Origin of the sequence: Kordiimonas aquimaris (assembly GCF_025574485.1) — a bacterium.
GTDB lineage: Bacteria > Pseudomonadota > Alphaproteobacteria > Sphingomonadales > Kordiimonadaceae > Kordiimonas > Kordiimonas aquimaris.
Genome location: NZ_JAOBPO010000007.1, coordinates 47438 through 64199 on the forward strand (window position 1 = coordinate 47438; position 16762 = coordinate 64199).

Below are 16762 nucleotides of genomic sequence, written 5' to 3' on the forward strand. Positions count from 1 at the left end.
TTGCATTATATACAAGCATGAGTAGCGTTATGCTTCAATTTAAGGGGGCATATATGCAAAAAAAATTTCCGACAATGGCTGTATTTAAAGAAGCAGCTAATTTACCATTGCAGAATATTGGCAGTGTTTTTACATCATTGCTTGTCTTCATTGTGGCGAGTATTGCTGCGATAATCATTGCTTTTATACTTGTATTGCTCTCTGGCTTTGATGTAGCGAACGCTGAAGTTTTGCTTCAAAGCGTTCAAAATGGCCAACTTGACGGCATTGGCGGTATCGCATTCGCATCTTTAGTTGCATTGATCATTTTTCTTGGCGCGACGTCACATGTTTTTAATTATTGGGTCAATCTTTCTGCATTTGGACCTAGCGGCGCTAGTTGGTCATTTGCGGATGGGCGTTTCAAAGCCATGGCGATTAATTCACTCAAATTACTATTAATCGGCATTCTAATCACGCTCGTTGGTATTTAGTAACATTGGTATTGAGCGCTTTGGGGCTAACTCCCGGTTTTGTTGAGCAAGCAACTAATCCAGACGCCGTAGCTCAATATAGAAACGGCCTTGCAGGTAGTATAATCATAACGGTTTCATATTGTTTTATCTATTCGATGTTTTCTGCAAACCTTACATACACTGCATTACAGTCTTCAACAGAAGGGATGGAAAACCCGTATGTCACCGACTTTGGTGTCGTTTTGATAATGCTTTACGCGGTGTTTGTTATTCCATCGGCAATTGCCGCATTTAGCGACATCGCAGTTCTATTCTGGGTCGTTCAATTTGTAGTAGGGTTTTATATTACCTTCGCTATTCCAGCCGCGCATGGTGTTCGGTATCGTTTTTGTACTGCACAAGTTGACGAGGCTTCTGTGGATACTAATGAGTAACGGATTTATGTAGGCGGCGGTTTGATAAACTGTTGTTTAAAGTTTTAGGAAAAGCCGAACGTTTTGTTCGGTTTTTTTTTACGCGCGAAAGGTAAAAGGGTGGCATTCAAATATAGGTGCTGACCATGAAATTTACCGCGATAATGATATTGATTGTTACTTTGGTGAGTGAACCTGCTCAAACTCAAGATATTTCCATGTCACATATTATTGGGGAAACGCCATACGAAAGTCCCAGCTGTACCAGTACTGACCACCATGAGATGGATTTTATGCATGGTATCTGGGACATGAAGGTTCTGGTTGATGAACGATGGGTTGAGGGTGGTTTCTCTGTGCACCGTTCTGCACTCGGGGGGTGTGCTTCACTTGAATTCGTTTCGTATGAAAACTGGGGAGAGATATTTGCTCCCCTGACAGGTCGAAATGGTTTAGCTGAAATTACTGTAAGTACCTATGATACCAAGGAGAAAAACTGGCGGCAAGTATGGGTGGACGACACAGGCACTGTTGTTACCAGTTTTCGGGGCAAAAGATTTGCAGACAGTATGCGTTTTGTAGGGCATGCCCCTCATGATAACGGTTCTGAGCTGCAACGCATGATATGGAAAATCACCGGTGATGGTTTACGCGAAATGACACTTGATCAATCAACAGATGGCGGTCAGGAATGGACACGTATGGCAACGGTTCAGATGGTGTTGCGCCAATGACGTTGGATACCTGATTGAATTTCATGGCGCTGCTCACACTGATGCAACAAGCAACACAAGCCTTGATGAGTATAGCACACCAAGCTTTGATGGCTTAATCTGCTGTAAATTGCATAGATGAAGTTTATCGCTTGCTAAATGTCTAATGTAATCCATACCGGCGTATGATCACTGGATTTTTCCTTACCACGCGGAATACGGTCCACATCGCAATCTAGCAAGATATCCGCTGCTTGCGGTGAAAGTAAAAGGTGGTCGATGCGGATACCGTGGTCTTTGGGCCATGCCCCGCGCTGAAAATCCCAATAACTGTATGCTGCACCTTCAGGTTTTATTTGGCGAAGAGCGTCTGTGTAACCCAGGTTGATTATTGCCCTTAACCAGCCGCGGCTTTCGGGTTGAGTAAGTGCGTCGTCCACCCAGGCAGGTGGATTGTGACAGTCTATATCTTCTGGAATGACGTTGTAGTCGCCAGCAAGCACGGTTGGCAGTTCACTATTTCGCAGCCGTGCTGCATGGGCAGTCAAGCGTTCCATCCATGCCAACTTGTAGTCAAATTTAGGCCCTGGGCGCGGATTGCCATTCGGTAGATAAATTGACGCAATACGCACGCCCTTGATTGTGGCCTCGATATAACGCGCTTGTTCATCAGTATCTTCATTGCTTCCATCGACAGATGGCAGGCGACGCATAACATCAGTAATAGGGTGGCGCGATAACAGAGCAACGCCGTTGAATGATTTTTGGCCATGTGTTTCCAGATGCCAGCCACGTTCTTCAAACTCCAGGCGAGGGAAGTTTTCATCAACGCTTTTTATTTCCTGCAAGCAGGCAACATCAGGCTCAAATTCATCAAGCCATTCTAACAATCGCGGTAAACGTGCCTTGATTCCATTGATATTGAAGGTCGCAATTTTCACAATACTGCCTTTGGATTGCCGATGATGAACGAGATTTTAGGCAACAATAGATTTGATTGCCATATTGTCCAGCGGAATGTGGTTTGCAAATCAGCTATATGGCGAAGGATGAACCACACCCGCAAGATGAACTTGCATTGGGGTTTACAACTTGAAAGGACGCACCAACAAGATCTTCAACATAATCAACTTCCGAGCCTGTCAGATACAACAGCGACATCGAATCAACCAACATCGTTACGCCGTTTTTTGTGACGACGATATCATCTGGTTTTTGAGCGTCTTCAAAGCCAAAGCCATATTGAAAACCGCTGCAACCACCACCGGAAACAGAAAGGCGTAATTTTAGTTCAGGATTACCTTGTTGCTCAATTAAGTTTGCCACACGTGCAGCTGCTCGTGCGCTTAATCCAACCGGAGCAGGGCGCTCGGAAGGCTTGGCATCAGTTACAGCAGTTTTTGTAGCATCATTCATTTGTTTCACTCGGTAAGCTGTCAAATATGACCTTATATTTAGGTGTTCACCAGTCAAAGGTCAAACCCCTGTGCGCAGTTAATTCATCTAAGGCATCAATATTCTAAATAATTGTCAGTTAAGACCGAAAAAAATTGCCCTGCAACGAGCTCGCATATAGTGTGCGTTCATACAGATTTTTGCGGCTTACATTGCGCGGAATATTTACGCGAATTTGGTGTAGTTTGCCGGGGCATTTTAACGATCAGGAGATCAATATGACAAACACTCTGCCACACTATGAGGAAATACTTGCGCCGTATGCCTGTAAACCCTCGTTGAGCAGTGGCCGATTGTTTTCTGAGCCGGAACAGCCATCACGCAGTTGCTATCAGCGTGATCGTGACAGAGTGATCCATTCATCTAGCTTTAGACGCTTAAAGCACAAGACGCAGGTTTTTGTGTATCATGAAGGCGATCATTTCCGCACAAGGCTAACGCATTCACTTGAAGTGTCACAAATTGCACGCTCTATCTGTCGTTCAATGCACCTCAATGAAGATTTAGGCGAGACACTGGCACTAGCGCACGACCTCGGGCATCCGCCATTTGGTCACATAGGTGAAAGTGTATTGAATGAATGCATGGCTAATTACGAAGGATTTGATCACAATGCGCAATCGCTGCGTATTTTAACGCGCCTGGAAAGCCGCTATGCATCATTTAAAGGCCTAAATCTTACATGGGAAACTCTTGAAGGTTTGGCCAAGCATAATGGGCCGCTTGTTGATACAGCAATTGACCATGAAAACCCGCCGGCTCATTTGTCATTTGGTTTTCGTGATTACTCGCCCGAACAGGATTTGAAATTACATACATACGCTAGCGCTGAGGCACAAATAGCAGCATTGGCAGATGATATTGCTTACTCGAGCCATGATCTTGATGATGGTTTAAGGGCAGGGCTGTTTGAGTTGGACGAATTGAAGAAAATCCCTGTTGTAGCACAGCTGATTGATGAGGTTTTGCTGACATATCCCGGTGCAAGCAAGGATGTACTGATTCATGAGTTGGTGCGCCGCATGATCAATCGTCTTGTTGCGGACTTGATGGTTGAAAGTGGGCGCCGACTGAAGGAACTTGCGCCTGAGCACCCTGATGATATTCGCAATGCTGGTGCACCAATTATTGCTTTTGGGCGGAATATGTCGACTGCGGTTAGCGAGCTAAAAGAGTTTTTACATGGGCGTATGTACCGACACTATTTGGTTAACCGAATGGGTAGCAAAGCGCGCCGGGTTGTTACTGATCTGTTTGAGTTATATATTTCTGAGCCTGGTTGTCTGCCTACAGACTGGAGCGAAAAGGCGCCAGAACCAAACACTGCTGAAACAGCGCGTGTTGTAGCTGATTTTATTGCTGGCATGACTGACCGTTTTGCGTTTAGAGAACATGCTAAATTATTTGATCTGTCGAAGGTTTCGCTGTAAGGCGCAGCTAACTGACCAGAAAGACTATAAAATGAATATATTTACCCTTTTCAGGGATGTGGTTGTTGAAGCGCTCAACAATCTATCCAAGACAGGCGCACTGCCATCTGATCTTGAGTATAAAAATTTAACTGTAGAACCACCTCGCGACGCAAGTCACGGTGATTTAGCAACAAATGCAGCGATGGTTCTGGCCAAGCAAGCACGCCAAAACCCACGTGCGGTTGCAGAGATGCTGGCGCCGCAATTGGAAAAACATGCAGATATTGAATCTGTAGATGTAGCGGGGCCAGGTTTTATTAACATGCGCGTTGCGGCTAGTTTCTGGCAACAGCAAGTAAGCACAATCCTGTCCTCGGGAACGGATTACGGCGCAAGCGATATGGGCGGTAACGAAAAGATTAACGTTGAGTATGTTTCCGTTAATCCAACTGGCCCGCTACATGTAGGTCATGTAAGGGGAGCTGTTTTTGGTGATGCACTCTCTAACTTGCTGATCAAGGCTGGTTTTGATGTGACAAGGGAATATGTGATTAACGATGCAGGCGGCCAGATTGACGTTTTGGCGCGGTCTGCTTATTTGCGTTATTGTGAGGCGCATGGCCGTGATGTTGGCGAAATTCCTGAAGGCCTTTATCCTGGGGACTATCTGGTTCCAGTTGGTGTCACACTCAAGGAAAAGTACGGCGATCAATGGCTAGATGCTGATGAAAGTGTCTGGTTAGAACAAATCCGCCTTGATGCTACGGCAGCCATGATGGAATTGATACGTGCTGATCTGAAAACACTCGGTGTGGTTCAAGATGTTTATTTTTCCGAATTATCGCTGCATAAGGATGGTCGCATTCAAGACGCGATCGCGGATTTACGTAGTAAAGGCCATATCTATGAGGGTGTTTTAGAGCCACCGAAAGGGCAAAAGACCGATGATTGGGAGCCGCGTGAGCAAACACTGTTTCGTGCTACAGCATTTGGTGATGATGTAGACAGAGCGCTACAGAAATCAAACGGTGACTATACTTATTTTGCGGCTGATATTGCTTACCATTACGATAAATACAAACGTGGATTCCATTCAATGATTGATGTCTGGGGTGCCGATCATGGTGGTTACGTTAAACGAATGCAGTCCGCTGTTAAGGCACTTGCTGATGATGGTAATTTAGATGTCAAAATCTGCCAATTGGTTAGGCTCTTTCGTGACGGTGAACCGTTTAAAATGTCTAAACGAGCTGGAAATTTCATTACGCTTCGCGATGTCGTTGAAGAAGTTGGCCGTGATGTAACGCGGTTTATAATGCTGACGCGTAAGAATGATGCGCCGCTGGATTTTGATTTTAAGAAAGTGACAGAACAGTCCAAAGATAACCCTGTGTTTTATGTGCAGTATGCGCATGCTCGCATTTGTTCTGTTCTTAAAAACCGAACGCCAGAAGCTTTTCCTGATATGAAGACAGACGATAGCACTCTTGCAAGTGTTGCTTTGGATGGTTTGACGGATGAAAGTGAAATTTCACTTATAAAACAGTGCTGCGCTTTTCCGCGTATCATTGAAGCTGCAGCTGAGGCGCATGAGCCACACCGAATAGCTTTTTATCTTTACGATCTAGCATCAGAGTTTCATAGCCTTTGGAATAAAGGTAATGATAATAAAGGGTTACGCTTTATTGTTGATGATAATGCGGCGATAACACAAGCGCGGTTAGCAATGATCCGTAGCGTAGGTTTGGTAATTTCCAGCGGACTTGCTATTCTGGGTGTCAAACCGGTAGAGGAAATGCGTTAGATGTCTGATAATCATGACAACAATAATGATGTGCCACCATGGCTACAGCCTGTTCCAGAAGCAGAAAATGAAGCTGGGTTCTTCTCTGGCAAGAGAGGTACTATATTTGCCGCTGGTGCTGCTGTTGGCTTGGTTATTGTGTTTGTTGTTGCGATTGTACTTTTATATGATGACGCACCGCGGCAAGCGCCGCGCGTTGTTACGGCTGACACGTCCCCAATAAAACAAAAGCCTACCGACCCGGGCGGTATGGAAGTTGAGCACCGCGATAAACGGGTATTTGATGTAGCAAACGGCAATGCTGCCTCAAGCCGTGTGGAACTTGGTGAGCAGCCGGAACAACCCGTTGATGAAATTCCTAATCTTCCAGAAGAACCTGTAAATACTATTGTGGCTCAAACCGCTGATAGAATTGGAGATTTGGCAGAAGCTGCAACTAATCAGACTACAGAAGTTGTCGCGGACGTGCCAAATGATGCGACTGTGAATGCCCCGACAGAACCTAAGCCAGAACCTGCTGAAGAGCAGCCTACACCAGAAGTGTTGCAGCCAACAGCAATTGCAGCTGATAAGTATCGCGTGCAACTAGGTGCTTATGGCTCAGAACAATCTGCAGCAACAGCATGGCGTACTGTGAGAGGTAAATTTTTAAATCAGCTCCGTGATTTGCAACCTCAATATGAAGCCGTTCAAACTGGTGACAGGACATTATATCGTCTGCGCGTTGGTCCACTTGAAACACGCACAGATGCTGATCAGGTTTGTATTGCACTTAGAGCGCAGCAACAGGCCTGTATTGTTGTTAATCCATAATTCGGCATTTCAACTGAGAGTGCTAGTATGAAACCAGTTATATTTGGTTGCTCAGGTCCTGTTCTAACCGATACAGAACGCGTGTTTTTTGAGGAACAGCAACCTGTTGGGTTCATTCTTTTTGCACGAAATATTCAAACACCACAGCAAGTGAAAACCTTAACAGCCGATTTGCGCTTATGCGTTAATCGATCGGATGTACTTATTCTGATTGATCAGGAAGGTGGCCGTGTACAGCGCATGACATCGCCTCATTGGCGTAAATATCCACCGATGATGACATTTGGTTTAGCTGCAGCGCACGACGAAGCACTGGCGAGGCAAGCGTTAAATTTGAATTGCCGTCTGATAGCTGATGACCTGCGCAGGGTGGGGATCAATACCAATTGCTTACCACTACTTGATGTGCCGATAACTGACGCGGACCCTATTATTGGCGATCGCGCTTTTGGTCAATCGCCGCAAATTATAGCTGAATATGGGCAGCTGGTTATAGATACCTTTATGCAATCAGGTGTTTTACCGGTAATGAAGCATATTCCAGGACATGGCCGGGCAACAGTCGATAGTCATTTGGCTTTGCCAAGAGTGTCTGAGCCGCTAGATGTTCTTGAAAAAACTGATTTTGCACCGTTTAAGGCTGTTAGAAATTGCCCACTTGGTATGACTGCTCATGTTGTTTATCAATCGATTGATGATGTAAATACCGCAACACTGTCGGAAGATGTAATAAAGAATGTTATTCGAGAATACATTGGATTTGATGGTTTGTTAATGACAGATGACCTTTCCATGAAAGCCCTTGAAGGCAGCCTTGACGATTTGGCTTCACGGTCACTTGCTGCTGGTTGCGATATTGTGTTGCATTGTAATGGTGATATGGCAGAAATGACGGCTATATCTCATGCTTTAGATGGTATCTACGCTGAATACAGCAATACAATTGCAGAGCATGTTGCTACGGTTGAGACTGTTAGTCATGATGACCGTCATGTGCTTGAAACTGAATATGATGCAGTAATGACACAACTAACTGCGCTGCAATAGGGACTTACATTGGAATATTTCGCAGATAAATTTTACCTGATCAGCATAATGGCATTACCATTTTTGTTAGCGGTAACACTGCATGAAGCTGGCCATGCGTTTGCAGCAAATGCGTTTGGTGATCCAACACCCAAGAATGACGGTCGATTATCACTTGATCCATTGGTTCATATGGATTTGGTTGGTACTGTTATTATTCCACTATTTGCCGTTCTTACCGGTTTCCCGTTTCTAATTGGTTACGCAAAACCCGTAATAATTCAACCTGGTAACTTCAAAGGCAACAGGAAGAAAGCCATGGTTTTGGTTGCCTTGGCTGGACCTGCTGGAAATGTGATTGTTGCTGTGTTCTGTGCGTTGGTATTGAAGTATGCGATCAGCGCTGGCGGTTCAGGTGAAGATTGGCTAATCAACGCTATGTATTATGGTGTGTTTATGAATTGCCTGTTCATGGTGTTTAATTTGCTTCCCATCCCTCCGTTAGATGGTGGTGCCGTAGTTGAGCAATTCCTTCCTTATGAAGCCGCCCAGAAGTATCGTTCTATTGCACCATACGGATTCTTTATTCTTATCGGGATTATAATGCTGGCAAGTAGTATCATTACAGTGCCTACACAATTTATGACGGGCCTCGTTGTTTGGGCCGTTGGTGTGCCTATATGATGGAATTCGAAGAAGACACGGATACACCGGCTGCATATGCAGCAAGTAACCAGTTAACCCTTGAAATAGATGGGTTTGAGGGACCGCTTGATGTCTTGTTGACATTGGCGCGCACACAGAAAGTAGACCTGACACAAATTTCTATTCTTGAGCTTGTTGAGCAATACCTGAAATTCGTTGCTGAAGCCAAGCGCCTCAAACTAGAATTAGCAGCAGATTATCTAGTGATGGCAGCGTGGCTTGCTTACTTGAAGTCGCGGTTACTGCTTCCCAAGGAAGAAGACGAGGAACCATCCGCTGAAGAACTGGCGTTTCGACTTCAGTTGCGCCTGCAGCGATTAGAGGCAATGCGTGAAGCAGGTGCCAGAATTATGGCACGTGACCGTATGGGGCGGGATGTGTTTCGGCGCGGTATGCCTCAAGGACTGAAGTTATTGAAACACGGTCATTATGATGTGACACTATATGAGTTATTGAAAGCGTATGCAGATAATCGTCAACGCTTCTCCATTACTGAAATTAGAATTGAACGTCGGCCTATTTTTTCACTTGAAGATGCTATTGAACGACTGTCAGGCTTGATAGGTGATGCTTTCAACTGGGCACAGTTGTCAGAGTTTTTGCCAGAAGACCTTAAAGATAAACGCTTGCGTAAATCGGCGCTAGCGAGCATGTTTGCTGCCAGTTTGGAATTAGCACGCCAAGGCGGTGCGGACTTAAGGCAGATGGAGACGTTTGGTCCCATATATTTGCGACAAAAACAGAACGAAGAATAAACAGGTTTTCTGACTATGAGCGAAAATGATAACATCGACGAACGTTCTGATGACTTGTCAAATGATGTTGAACATATGCTGAAGCATCGGCGGATGGTCGAAGCAATTCTGTTTGCTACAGAAAAACCTATTTCAATTACAGAAATTGAAGAGCGTGTTCCTGAAGGTATAGATGTTGCGCTACATATTGATGCTTTGCAGGAAGATTATAGCGCTCGCGGCGTAAACCTTGTCATGCTGGCCGGTAAATATATGTTTCGGACAGCAGAGGATTTATCATTTTTATTGCGCCGCGAAATAGATGAGCCACGTAAGCTTTCTAGAGCAGCTGTGGAAACGATGGCAATTATTGCATATCACCAGCCTGTGACGCGGACCGAGATTGAAGAAGTGCGCGGCGTTACTATATCTAAAGGCACGCTGGATGTATTGATGGAAGCGGGGTGGGTGAAAATGGCAGGACGCCGGAGAACGCCCGGGCGACCTGTGACATATGGTACGACAGATGAGTTTTTAGTGCATTTTGGCATTGAAACTATTAAAGATTTGCCTGGTGTTCAGGAATTGAAAGCAGCAGGACTGCTGGACAGTGTTGATGTTGCGCTAGATAAGATGGGCGGAATGCCGGAAGTGGACGGTGATAACGATGATGGGCAGATTGATCTTGAAGAGGCAATCGCTGCATCGGAGCAGGAAACCATAGCATCGCAAAACACTGTCGAATGAGAAGATGAAAATATATAAAATAGCAATGATTTAGATGTGACTTTAAAAAATGCATAACTTTAAAAAACATATCTAACATATTGTTTAATAATTCTTTGGAGAAAAGAAATGTTCCCTGGTTGGATGCAAATTGCACTTGTTGCTTTGCTTATTATTCTTTTGTTTGGTCGCGGCAAAATCTCAGACCTGATGGGTGATGTTGCAAAAGGTATCACGAGTTTTCGTAAAGGTTTGAAAGAAGACCCAGCTGAAGAAACTGATAAAGCTGCTCCTGAAGCTGCAAAACCTGTGACTGATAGCAGAGTTATTGACGGTGATGCTGTTAAGGTCTCTGAAAAAGACAAAGCTGACGCATAAGTTCAGCGATACTAACTTTTATCTTGAGTAAAACCTTAACTTCCTGATTTCGGAGCTTCCCGTATGTTTGACATCGGTGCCATGGAGTTATTTGTGGTCGCGACGCTTGCGCTTGTTGTCGTTGGGCCTAAAGAGCTACCTAAGTTACTGCGCACAGTTGCTGGCTTTGTAAGGCGCATGCGTGAGATGGCCGCCGAATTTCGCTCTGGTGTGGAAGACTTGGCTGCTGAGGTTGAACGAGAAGTCGATCCATTTGCCGACCTGCGAAAAGAAGAGGGATTGCGCCCGGGTATGAGTCCGTCTGAAATTACCGAACATATTATGACCAACCGCGAAGAAGAAAATTCGATCGCTTCACCGAAACAAAAAGCAACAGCGTCTAATCCTCAAAAACCACCTACCGAAAGTCAAAAAGCAGAGAAAAAGCCAAAATCTAGCAAGTCTAGTGCTCAAAAAGATAAGAAAAAGTCTGATTCTGGAGCAAAACCTAAAAAACCTGTGAAAAAAAATGCAGAAAAATCTTCTGAGGTAAAATCATGATGGGTCCTGAAGAGTTAGGCTTTGAGGGTAAAGGCCCGGATATTGATCCAGAAGAAGACGAAGTAGACGCTAGCCGCGCACCTTTGCTTGATCATTTGAACGAGCTGCGTAGTCGTTTAATAAAGGTAATTATTGGAATGATGATTGCTTTTGTTATTGGACTTTACTTCGCAGATGAGGTTTTCAACATTCTTGCTAAACCTTATATGGATGCGCAAGCGGACGGGATGCCGCGACGCATGATTTTCACCGCGTTAACGGAAGGTTTTTTTGTTAACCTGAAAGTGGCTCTGTATGCAGCTTTCCTGGTTACATTCCCTTTGCTTGCCTCACAAATATGGAAATTTGTTGCACCGGGACTGTACCGCGATGAAAAGCGCGCGTTTTTACCGTTTTTGCTTGCAACACCAGTGTTGTTTGCAATGGGCGCATCGCTTGCATATTTTGTTGTAATTCCATGGGCTTGGGAGTTTTTGCTTGGTTTTGAGCAAAGCGGCGGTATTGGTGCTGTTGAAATTTCTGCCGAGGCGAAAGTTAGCGAATATCTGTCGCTCGTTATGCAGATGGTTTTCGGGTTTGGTGTGGCCTTCCTACTGCCGATCGCATTAACTCTGATGGGGCGCGCCGGCATTGTTACAGCGCAGGGATTAAAAGAAAAAAGACGCTATATGATTGTTGCCACTTTCATGATTGCTGCTTTTCTGACACCACCTGACCCAATTAGCCAAATCGCCCTTGGCATTCCTATTATGCTCCTGTATGAGCTGTCCATCTTACTCATCGGTGCTACGGAGCGCAAACGCGCTGCAGCCCTTGAAGAAGACGACGAAGACGAAATTTAATAAATAGCATAAGCTCTTATGCTAAACTTCCATATTCATGTCGTAGGACATAAGCCATGCTTGATCTAAAATTTATTCGTGAAAACCCTGAAGAGTTTGACCGCTTGCTCGCTCGCCGCGGCGAGGATGCAATGGCGCAAGAAGTCTTGTTTTTGGACAAAGACTATCGGGCCGTTCAAACTGAAGCACAAACATGCCAGGCTCGCAGGAACGAAGCGTCCAAGTTGATTGGTCAGGCTAAAGCTAAGGGCGATGAAGAGCAGGCGGCAGCCTTGATGTCTGAAGTAGGCGAGCTTAAAGAAAAACTCGCAAGCCTTGAGGCCAAAGAGCGCGATATGTCTGAAAAGCTCAATATGATTTTAATGAGCTTGCCTAATACAGTGTACGACGATGTACCGGATGGTGACAGCGAAGACGATAACATTGAAGTTCGTACATGGGGGAAGCCTTCCACGTTCGACTTTGAAGCGAAAGAGCATTTTGATCTGGGTGAAAACCTTGGTGGCATGGACTTTGAACGTGCAGCAAAGCTTTCAGGCTCTCGTTTTGTTGTTCTGAAGGGTGGTTTGGCAAGGCTGGAAAGAGCGCTTTGTCAATTTATGCTTGATTTGCATACCCGTGATCATGGCTATACTGAGGTATTAACACCTGCAATGGTGCGAGAAAGTGCACTCTTGGGTACTGGCCAGTTACCAAAGTTTGGTGATGATGCCTTTACAACCAATACAGGTCATTGGCTTATCCCAACTTCAGAAGTCACGCTGACAAATTTACATTCTGGCGAGATTCTAGATGAGGCTGAATTGCCTTTTCGTTTTACGGCACATGGTCAGTGTTTCCGCGCCGAAGCAGGTGCTGCTGGCCGTGATACACGCGGCATGATCCGCCAGCATCAGTTTGAAAAAGTCGAGATGGTTTCGATTACTACACCGGAACAATCTGACGACGAACTAGAACGCATGACAGGATGCGCCGAAGAGGTGCTTAGACGCCTCTCTCTGCCATACCGTGTTGTAAAGCTATGTACCGGAGACATTGGTTTCGGCGCACGCCGTACGTATGACCTTGAGGTTTGGTTACCGGGACAAGGAAAGTTTCGTGAAATTTCAAGCTGCTCTACATGCGGAGACTTTCAGGCGCGTCGGATGAAGATGCGCTGCCGCCCTAAAGGTGAAAAACAAACGCGATTTGTACACACCTTGAATGGTTCAGGGCTTGCCGTAGGCCGTACGCTGGTTGCTGTTATGGAAAATTATCAGCGTGCAGATGGTTCCATTCGTGTGCCTGATGTATTGATCCCGTATATGGGCGGTCTTGAAGTAATTGAGGCTGTATAATGAGTGTTCCAACTAGGCGAATACTTATCTCTAATGACGACGGCATTAATGCGCCGGGTTTAAAGGTTTTAGAGAAAGTCGCTCGTCAATTCTCGGATGATGTCTGGGTAGTTGCGCCTGAGAGTGAACAATCAGGTGCGGGTCATTCGCTTACTCTTACACGACCACTGCGTATTAGAAAGCTTGAGGAAAAACGCTGGGCGGTTGACGGAACACCTACTGACTGTGTGATGATGGCACTGAACGAGATTATGAAGGATTCGCTTCCTACTCTTATTTTGTCCGGTGTGAATCGCGGCGCAAACCTTGCTGAAGATGTTACATACTCAGGCACGGTATCTGTTGCAATGGAAGGCACGCTTGCGGGTATCCCGTCTATCGCTATGAGCCAGTGTATACGCCCGCCTGCACGTACGAAGTGGGAAACGGCCGAAATATATGCCCCTCAAGTTTTAAAATTACTACTTGATGCTGGGTGGCCTCAGGACGTGCTGATTAATATTAATTTCCCTGCATTTGTACCTGATGAGATTGAGGGTATTCGCGTAACAGAGCAGGGTAGGCGCGAAATGCTTGGTAATAATATTGATAAACGCACTGATCCACGCGGTTTTAGTTACTATTGGTTTGGGCTTGGTCGGGAAGTGGGTATTCCGGGTCATGAGACAGACCTTAAGTCCGTGCGGGAAAAATGGATTTCTGTTACACCGTTGCATCTTGATCTTACGCATCACGAGACTCGACGTGCAATAGCTGGTGCTGTCGCAACAAAATTTGAACAAACATAGACAAAATATTGCCCTTCTTCTCATGCCTTAGTATCGTTATTGGTGAAGTGGGACTTTATGAAACGAGAAAAACATAGTTTGTGTGCTTATATGATGCCGTTGCGTAGTTTCGGCGTTTTGACGCTATGCATGTTTTTATCAGCATGCTTTGGTGGTTCACGTCCATCTCCTGCGGATATTAAGCCGGTTTATCAAGTTCGTAATTCACCAACACCTGTACCTGCACCGAGATGGAATCCGCGCCGCCCACCATATGCAGCCGCTAATGTTCAGCCGCGCACACAAGTTGCTGTTAAGTCAACGCCAACAAAGCGCCCAACTGCTCAATCTTCTGTGCCTGCGCCAACAACGAGGCAAGCTTCAAGTAGATCATCTCTTCAAACTGTCGCGGTGCGCCGGGGAGAGACGCTATATGCGCTTTCCAGAAGGCACGGTGTTCCAGTTCGTAGTATTATTGCAGAGAATAATCTGCGTGCCCCTTATAGTCTGGCTATTGGCCAGAGGTTGCGCATTCCTGTCGCGCTAAAGCATACAGTCGTAAAAGGAGATACTGGATACAGTATCTCGCGTCGTTACGGTGTTAATCTTGCTGCATTGATGCGCGCGAACGGTATCAAAAAACCATATCGATTGAGTGTTGGTCAGGTGCTTGCTTTGCCTGGCGGTGCAACTCCGGCCAATGTTGGTCCCTCTTCAACGCAGGTAGCAACAGTATCACCTCCGCGTGGCCGCACTGTGCCATTACCGGAACCGCCGGCGCGCAGTCAAAGCGGTTTTATCTGGCCAGTGGATGGTAAGCTGGCGTCCCGTTTTGGTCCGAAAGAGGGTGGTTTGCACAACGACGGTATTAATATTTTAGCACGGCAAGGTACGGTTGTTCGCTCTGCTGAAGCTGGTGTTGTTGTATATGCGTCGAACGCTCTTGAGGGTTATGGAAATTTGCTTTTGCTCAAGCATGCTGATGGCTGGTTGACAGCATATGCTCATAATGAACGGTTACTGGTTAACAAAGGTGATCAAATTACCAAGGGGCAGGTGATTGCACGTGTTGGTTCAACTGGTGGGGTGCAAGAACCGCAATTGCATTTTGAAATTAGAAAAGGTAGGCGGGCACTTGACCCTCTCGACTATTTGAATAACAAAGTTGCTTCGGCTCGTTAGCTTAAAATGAGACTTTAAAAGCTAACGGACTTACCTTGTTTGCCAGCTAAGTTTTGCACAAATTGCCATGCGGTTCGACCTGACCTGTTTCCGCGCGTTTTAGCCCATTCCAGTGCAGAAGTTTGCCATTCAGAACTTATCTGCAGCGAAAAATTACTAATGTAATTTTCAATCATTGTTAGATATTCTTCTTGATCACATGTGTGGAAACCAAGCCACAACCCAAAACGGTCGGAAAGCGCGATGGTTTCGTCCATAGACTCATTTGGATGAATGCCTGTAGCACTTTCTTGTTCCGCAAGGCTGCGAGGGAGCAGGTGCCTTCGGTTTGAAGTTGCGTAAAACAGAATGTTTGTTGGGCGACCTTCTAAGCCTCCTTCAAGGACAGATTTTAGCGCCTTAAAGTCTTGATCAGGTCGATTGAAGGAAAGGTCGTCGCAAAACAAAATGCATTGCCTATCAACGACACTGAGTGCGCGAAGTAGTTGAGGCAACGATGCGATGTCTTCCCGATGAATTTCAATCAATGCCGGTTTAACCTCAACTTCATCTAATATCGCACGGTGTACTGACTTAATGAGCGTACTTTTACCCATGCCACGTGCGCCCCATAATAATGCATTGTTGGCACCGACCCCATTAGCAAACTGACGTGTATTTTCGAGTAACGCTGTTTTGGCGTGGTTTATACCATGTAACAAATTAAGGGATGGTGCTGACACTGCGGTGACAGGGTGTAAATTGTGGGAAACGGCATCGAAAACAAATGCATCTGCTTGTTTAATCGCATTATCGAATGTTAGCTGAGGTTTGTCAGGCGTTTTTAATTGGCTGGTGAGAGCGTTGACTGCCTGACTTAATGCGTTAATTTCTGACTGAAGTTCAGATATGTCATCCGTGGTGTTTTTGGTAGGATTTTCTACAGGCACTTGCAACCGTCCTTTTGTTGCCCCATTTAGTCAAAATGGCATATCATGGGAAATGCGCTAAAGCGAGCCTCGCTTTTGTTGCAATTGGCTTTTAACTGGCTATAGTCCCGCCGATAGTGAGGTACGATGATCAGAGCGACTGAGCATTGATACTAGATTAAGACAGATAAAAAGAGGGGTAACATATGTTTTCTTCACCCGCATTCGCTCAAGCTGCTGGCGCACCTGCAACTCCCGGCCTTCTCGAAAGCTTTTTGCCACTCATTTTGATTGGTGTAGTTTTCTGGTTTCTTATTTTACGACCGCAAAATAAGAAAATGAAAGAACACCGTGAAATGGTGAGTAATGTTAAGCGCGGCGATACTGTGATTACTGCTGGTGGATTGATTGGTAAAGTTGCCAAAGTAAAAGACGACAACGAACTTGATGTCGATTTTGGTGAAGGTGTTCGCATGCGTGTTGTGAAAAGTACGCTGTCTGAAGTGCGGGTAAAAGGCGAGCCTGTTAAAACAGATACCAAGAAGTAACCAC

The 16762-nt window shown here is 45.5% G+C and carries 20 protein-coding genes; 17 read left to right on the plus strand and 3 right to left on the minus strand.

Translation table 11 applies throughout. The annotated features are described in order from the left end of the window. The first annotated feature begins 53 nt into the window (after nt 1–53). From OEU88_RS16715 to OEU88_RS16725, 3 genes are all read left to right on the plus strand, one after another. Nucleotides 54–473 (plus strand): hypothetical protein, encoded by a 420-nt coding sequence (locus OEU88_RS16715; protein WP_262696355.1) that lies wholly within the window; start codon nt 54–56, stop codon nt 471–473. Between the two features lie 11 nt (nt 474–484). Continuing rightward, nucleotides 485–889: a hypothetical protein gene (locus tag OEU88_RS16720; RefSeq protein WP_262696356.1), complete on the plus strand. Its 405-nt coding sequence runs from the start codon at nt 485–487 to the stop codon at nt 887–889. 125 nt (nt 890–1014) lie between these two features. After that, nucleotides 1015–1602: a hypothetical protein gene (locus tag OEU88_RS16725; RefSeq protein WP_262696357.1), complete on the plus strand. Its 588-nt coding sequence runs from the start codon at nt 1015–1017 to the stop codon at nt 1600–1602. A 134-nt stretch (nt 1603–1736) separates the two neighbouring features. Here the strand turns inward: OEU88_RS16725 and xth are convergent, their stop codons facing one another. Further along, the gene (gene xth / locus OEU88_RS16730; RefSeq protein ID WP_262696358.1) at nt 1737–2522 is read right to left on the minus strand and encodes an exodeoxyribonuclease III; all 786 of its coding nucleotides are present in this window, start codon (nt 2520–2522) and stop codon (nt 1737–1739) included. 94 nt (nt 2523–2616) lie between these two features. Beyond that, nucleotides 2617–2997, minus strand: coding sequence for an iron-sulfur cluster insertion protein ErpA (erpA, locus tag OEU88_RS16735; RefSeq protein WP_262696359.1), 381 nt, complete (start codon nt 2995–2997; stop codon nt 2617–2619). A gap of 257 nt (nt 2998–3254) precedes the next feature. Here erpA and OEU88_RS16740 point away from each other — a divergent pair, with 257 nt between their 5' ends. The 13 genes from OEU88_RS16740 (at nt 3255) to OEU88_RS16800 (ending at nt 15302) form a co-directional block, all read left to right on the plus strand. Continuing rightward, nucleotides 3255–4466, plus strand: coding sequence for a deoxyguanosinetriphosphate triphosphohydrolase (locus tag OEU88_RS16740; protein ID WP_262696360.1), 1212 nt, complete (start codon nt 3255–3257; stop codon nt 4464–4466). Nucleotides 4467–4497: 31 nt separating this feature from the next. Then, nucleotides 4498–6252 (plus strand): arginine--tRNA ligase, encoded by a 1755-nt coding sequence (argS, locus tag OEU88_RS16745; protein ID WP_262696361.1) that lies wholly within the window; start codon nt 4498–4500, stop codon nt 6250–6252. Then, nucleotides 6253–7065: an SPOR domain-containing protein gene (locus OEU88_RS16750; protein ID WP_262696362.1), complete on the plus strand. Its 813-nt coding sequence runs from the start codon at nt 6253–6255 to the stop codon at nt 7063–7065. A 27-nt stretch (nt 7066–7092) separates the two neighbouring features. Then, nucleotides 7093–8112, plus strand: coding sequence for a beta-N-acetylhexosaminidase (nagZ, locus tag OEU88_RS16755; protein WP_262696363.1), 1020 nt, complete (start codon nt 7093–7095; stop codon nt 8110–8112). Between the two features lie 9 nt (nt 8113–8121). Continuing rightward, a complete protein-coding gene (locus OEU88_RS16760) occupies nt 8122–8775 on the plus strand; it encodes a site-2 protease family protein (RefSeq protein WP_262696364.1) in 654 nt (217 codons plus the stop codon). Beyond that, a complete protein-coding gene (locus OEU88_RS16765) occupies nt 8772–9551 on the plus strand; it encodes a segregation and condensation protein A (RefSeq protein ID WP_262696365.1) in 780 nt (259 codons plus the stop codon). Before OEU88_RS16760 ends, OEU88_RS16765 begins: the two co-directional genes overlap by 4 nt. Nucleotides 9552–9566: 15 nt before the next feature. Continuing rightward, on the plus strand, nt 9567–10277 hold the full coding sequence (scpB, locus tag OEU88_RS16770; protein WP_262696366.1) for an SMC-Scp complex subunit ScpB: 711 nt from the start codon (nt 9567–9569) through the stop codon (nt 10275–10277). Between the two features lie 108 nt (nt 10278–10385). After that, a complete protein-coding gene (locus OEU88_RS16775; protein WP_262696367.1) occupies nt 10386–10634 on the plus strand; it encodes a twin-arginine translocase TatA/TatE family subunit in 249 nt (82 codons plus the stop codon). Between the two features lie 63 nt (nt 10635–10697). Beyond that, nucleotides 10698–11174: a Sec-independent protein translocase protein TatB gene (tatB, locus tag OEU88_RS16780; RefSeq protein ID WP_262696368.1), complete on the plus strand. Its 477-nt coding sequence runs from the start codon at nt 10698–10700 to the stop codon at nt 11172–11174. Then, the gene (gene tatC / locus OEU88_RS16785; protein WP_262696369.1) at nt 11171–12016 is read left to right on the plus strand and encodes a twin-arginine translocase subunit TatC; all 846 of its coding nucleotides are present in this window, start codon (nt 11171–11173) and stop codon (nt 12014–12016) included. The genes tatB and tatC overlap by 4 nt, the downstream gene beginning before the upstream one ends. Before the next feature lie 56 nt (nt 12017–12072). Further along, entirely contained in the window at nt 12073–13353 is a 1281-nt protein-coding gene (gene serS, locus OEU88_RS16790; protein ID WP_262696370.1) for a serine--tRNA ligase, read from the plus strand. Continuing rightward, on the plus strand, nt 13353–14141 hold the full coding sequence (surE, locus tag OEU88_RS16795) for a 5'/3'-nucleotidase SurE (protein ID WP_262696371.1): 789 nt from the start codon (nt 13353–13355) through the stop codon (nt 14139–14141). Before serS ends, surE begins: the two co-directional genes overlap by 1 nt. A 57-nt stretch (nt 14142–14198) precedes the next feature. Then, nucleotides 14199–15302, plus strand: a complete 1104-nt coding sequence (locus tag OEU88_RS16800) for a peptidoglycan DD-metalloendopeptidase family protein (RefSeq protein ID WP_262696372.1) — start codon at nt 14199–14201, stop codon at nt 15300–15302. Nucleotides 15303–15316: 14 nt separating this feature from the next. Here the strand turns inward: OEU88_RS16800 and OEU88_RS16805 are convergent, their stop codons facing one another. Continuing rightward, nucleotides 15317–16231 carry an ATP-binding protein gene (locus tag OEU88_RS16805; RefSeq protein WP_262696374.1) on the minus strand — a complete coding sequence of 305 codons (915 nt, stop codon included), beginning with the start codon at nt 16229–16231 and terminating at the stop codon, nt 15317–15319. A gap of 185 nt (nt 16232–16416) precedes the next feature. Here OEU88_RS16805 and yajC point away from each other — a divergent pair, with 185 nt between their 5' ends. After that, complete coding sequence (gene yajC, locus OEU88_RS16810) at nt 16417–16758, plus strand: preprotein translocase subunit YajC (RefSeq protein WP_262696376.1); 342 nt, start codon at nt 16417–16419, stop codon at nt 16756–16758. The last annotated feature ends 4 nt before the right edge of the window (nt 16759–16762 follow it).

What these genes read in the sequence shown, in the direction of transcription:
- OEU88_RS16715 (WP_262696355.1), top strand. Translation starts at nt 54, where the DNA reads ATGCAAAAAAAATTTCCGACAATGGCTGTATTTAAAGAAGCAGCTAAT.
- OEU88_RS16740 (WP_262696360.1), top strand. Translation starts at nt 3,255, where the DNA reads ATGACAAACACTCTGCCACACTATGAGGAAATACTTGCGCCGTATGCC.
- OEU88_RS16800 (WP_262696372.1), top strand. Translation starts at nt 14,199, where the DNA reads ATGAAACGAGAAAAACATAGTTTGTGTGCTTATATGATGCCGTTGCGT.
- OEU88_RS16765 (WP_262696365.1), top strand. Translation starts at nt 8,772, where the DNA reads ATGATGGAATTCGAAGAAGACACGGATACACCGGCTGCATATGCAGCA.
- OEU88_RS16775 (WP_262696367.1), top strand. Translation starts at nt 10,386, where the DNA reads ATGTTCCCTGGTTGGATGCAAATTGCACTTGTTGCTTTGCTTATTATT.
- erpA (WP_262696359.1), bottom strand. Translation starts at nt 2,997, where the DNA reads ATGAATGATGCTACAAAAACTGCTGTAACTGATGCCAAGCCTTCCGAG.
- OEU88_RS16750 (WP_262696362.1), top strand. Translation starts at nt 6,253, where the DNA reads ATGTCTGATAATCATGACAACAATAATGATGTGCCACCATGGCTACAG.
- scpB (WP_262696366.1), top strand. Translation starts at nt 9,567, where the DNA reads ATGAGCGAAAATGATAACATCGACGAACGTTCTGATGACTTGTCAAAT.
- argS (WP_262696361.1), top strand. Translation starts at nt 4,498, where the DNA reads ATGAATATATTTACCCTTTTCAGGGATGTGGTTGTTGAAGCGCTCAAC.
- surE (WP_262696371.1), top strand. Translation starts at nt 13,353, where the DNA reads ATGAGTGTTCCAACTAGGCGAATACTTATCTCTAATGACGACGGCATT.
- tatB (WP_262696368.1), top strand. Translation starts at nt 10,698, where the DNA reads ATGTTTGACATCGGTGCCATGGAGTTATTTGTGGTCGCGACGCTTGCG.
- tatC (WP_262696369.1), top strand. Translation starts at nt 11,171, where the DNA reads ATGATGGGTCCTGAAGAGTTAGGCTTTGAGGGTAAAGGCCCGGATATT.
- yajC (WP_262696376.1), top strand. Translation starts at nt 16,417, where the DNA reads ATGTTTTCTTCACCCGCATTCGCTCAAGCTGCTGGCGCACCTGCAACT.
- serS (WP_262696370.1), top strand. Translation starts at nt 12,073, where the DNA reads ATGCTTGATCTAAAATTTATTCGTGAAAACCCTGAAGAGTTTGACCGC.
- OEU88_RS16725 (WP_262696357.1), top strand. Translation starts at nt 1,015, where the DNA reads ATGAAATTTACCGCGATAATGATATTGATTGTTACTTTGGTGAGTGAA.
- nagZ (WP_262696363.1), top strand. Translation starts at nt 7,093, where the DNA reads ATGAAACCAGTTATATTTGGTTGCTCAGGTCCTGTTCTAACCGATACA.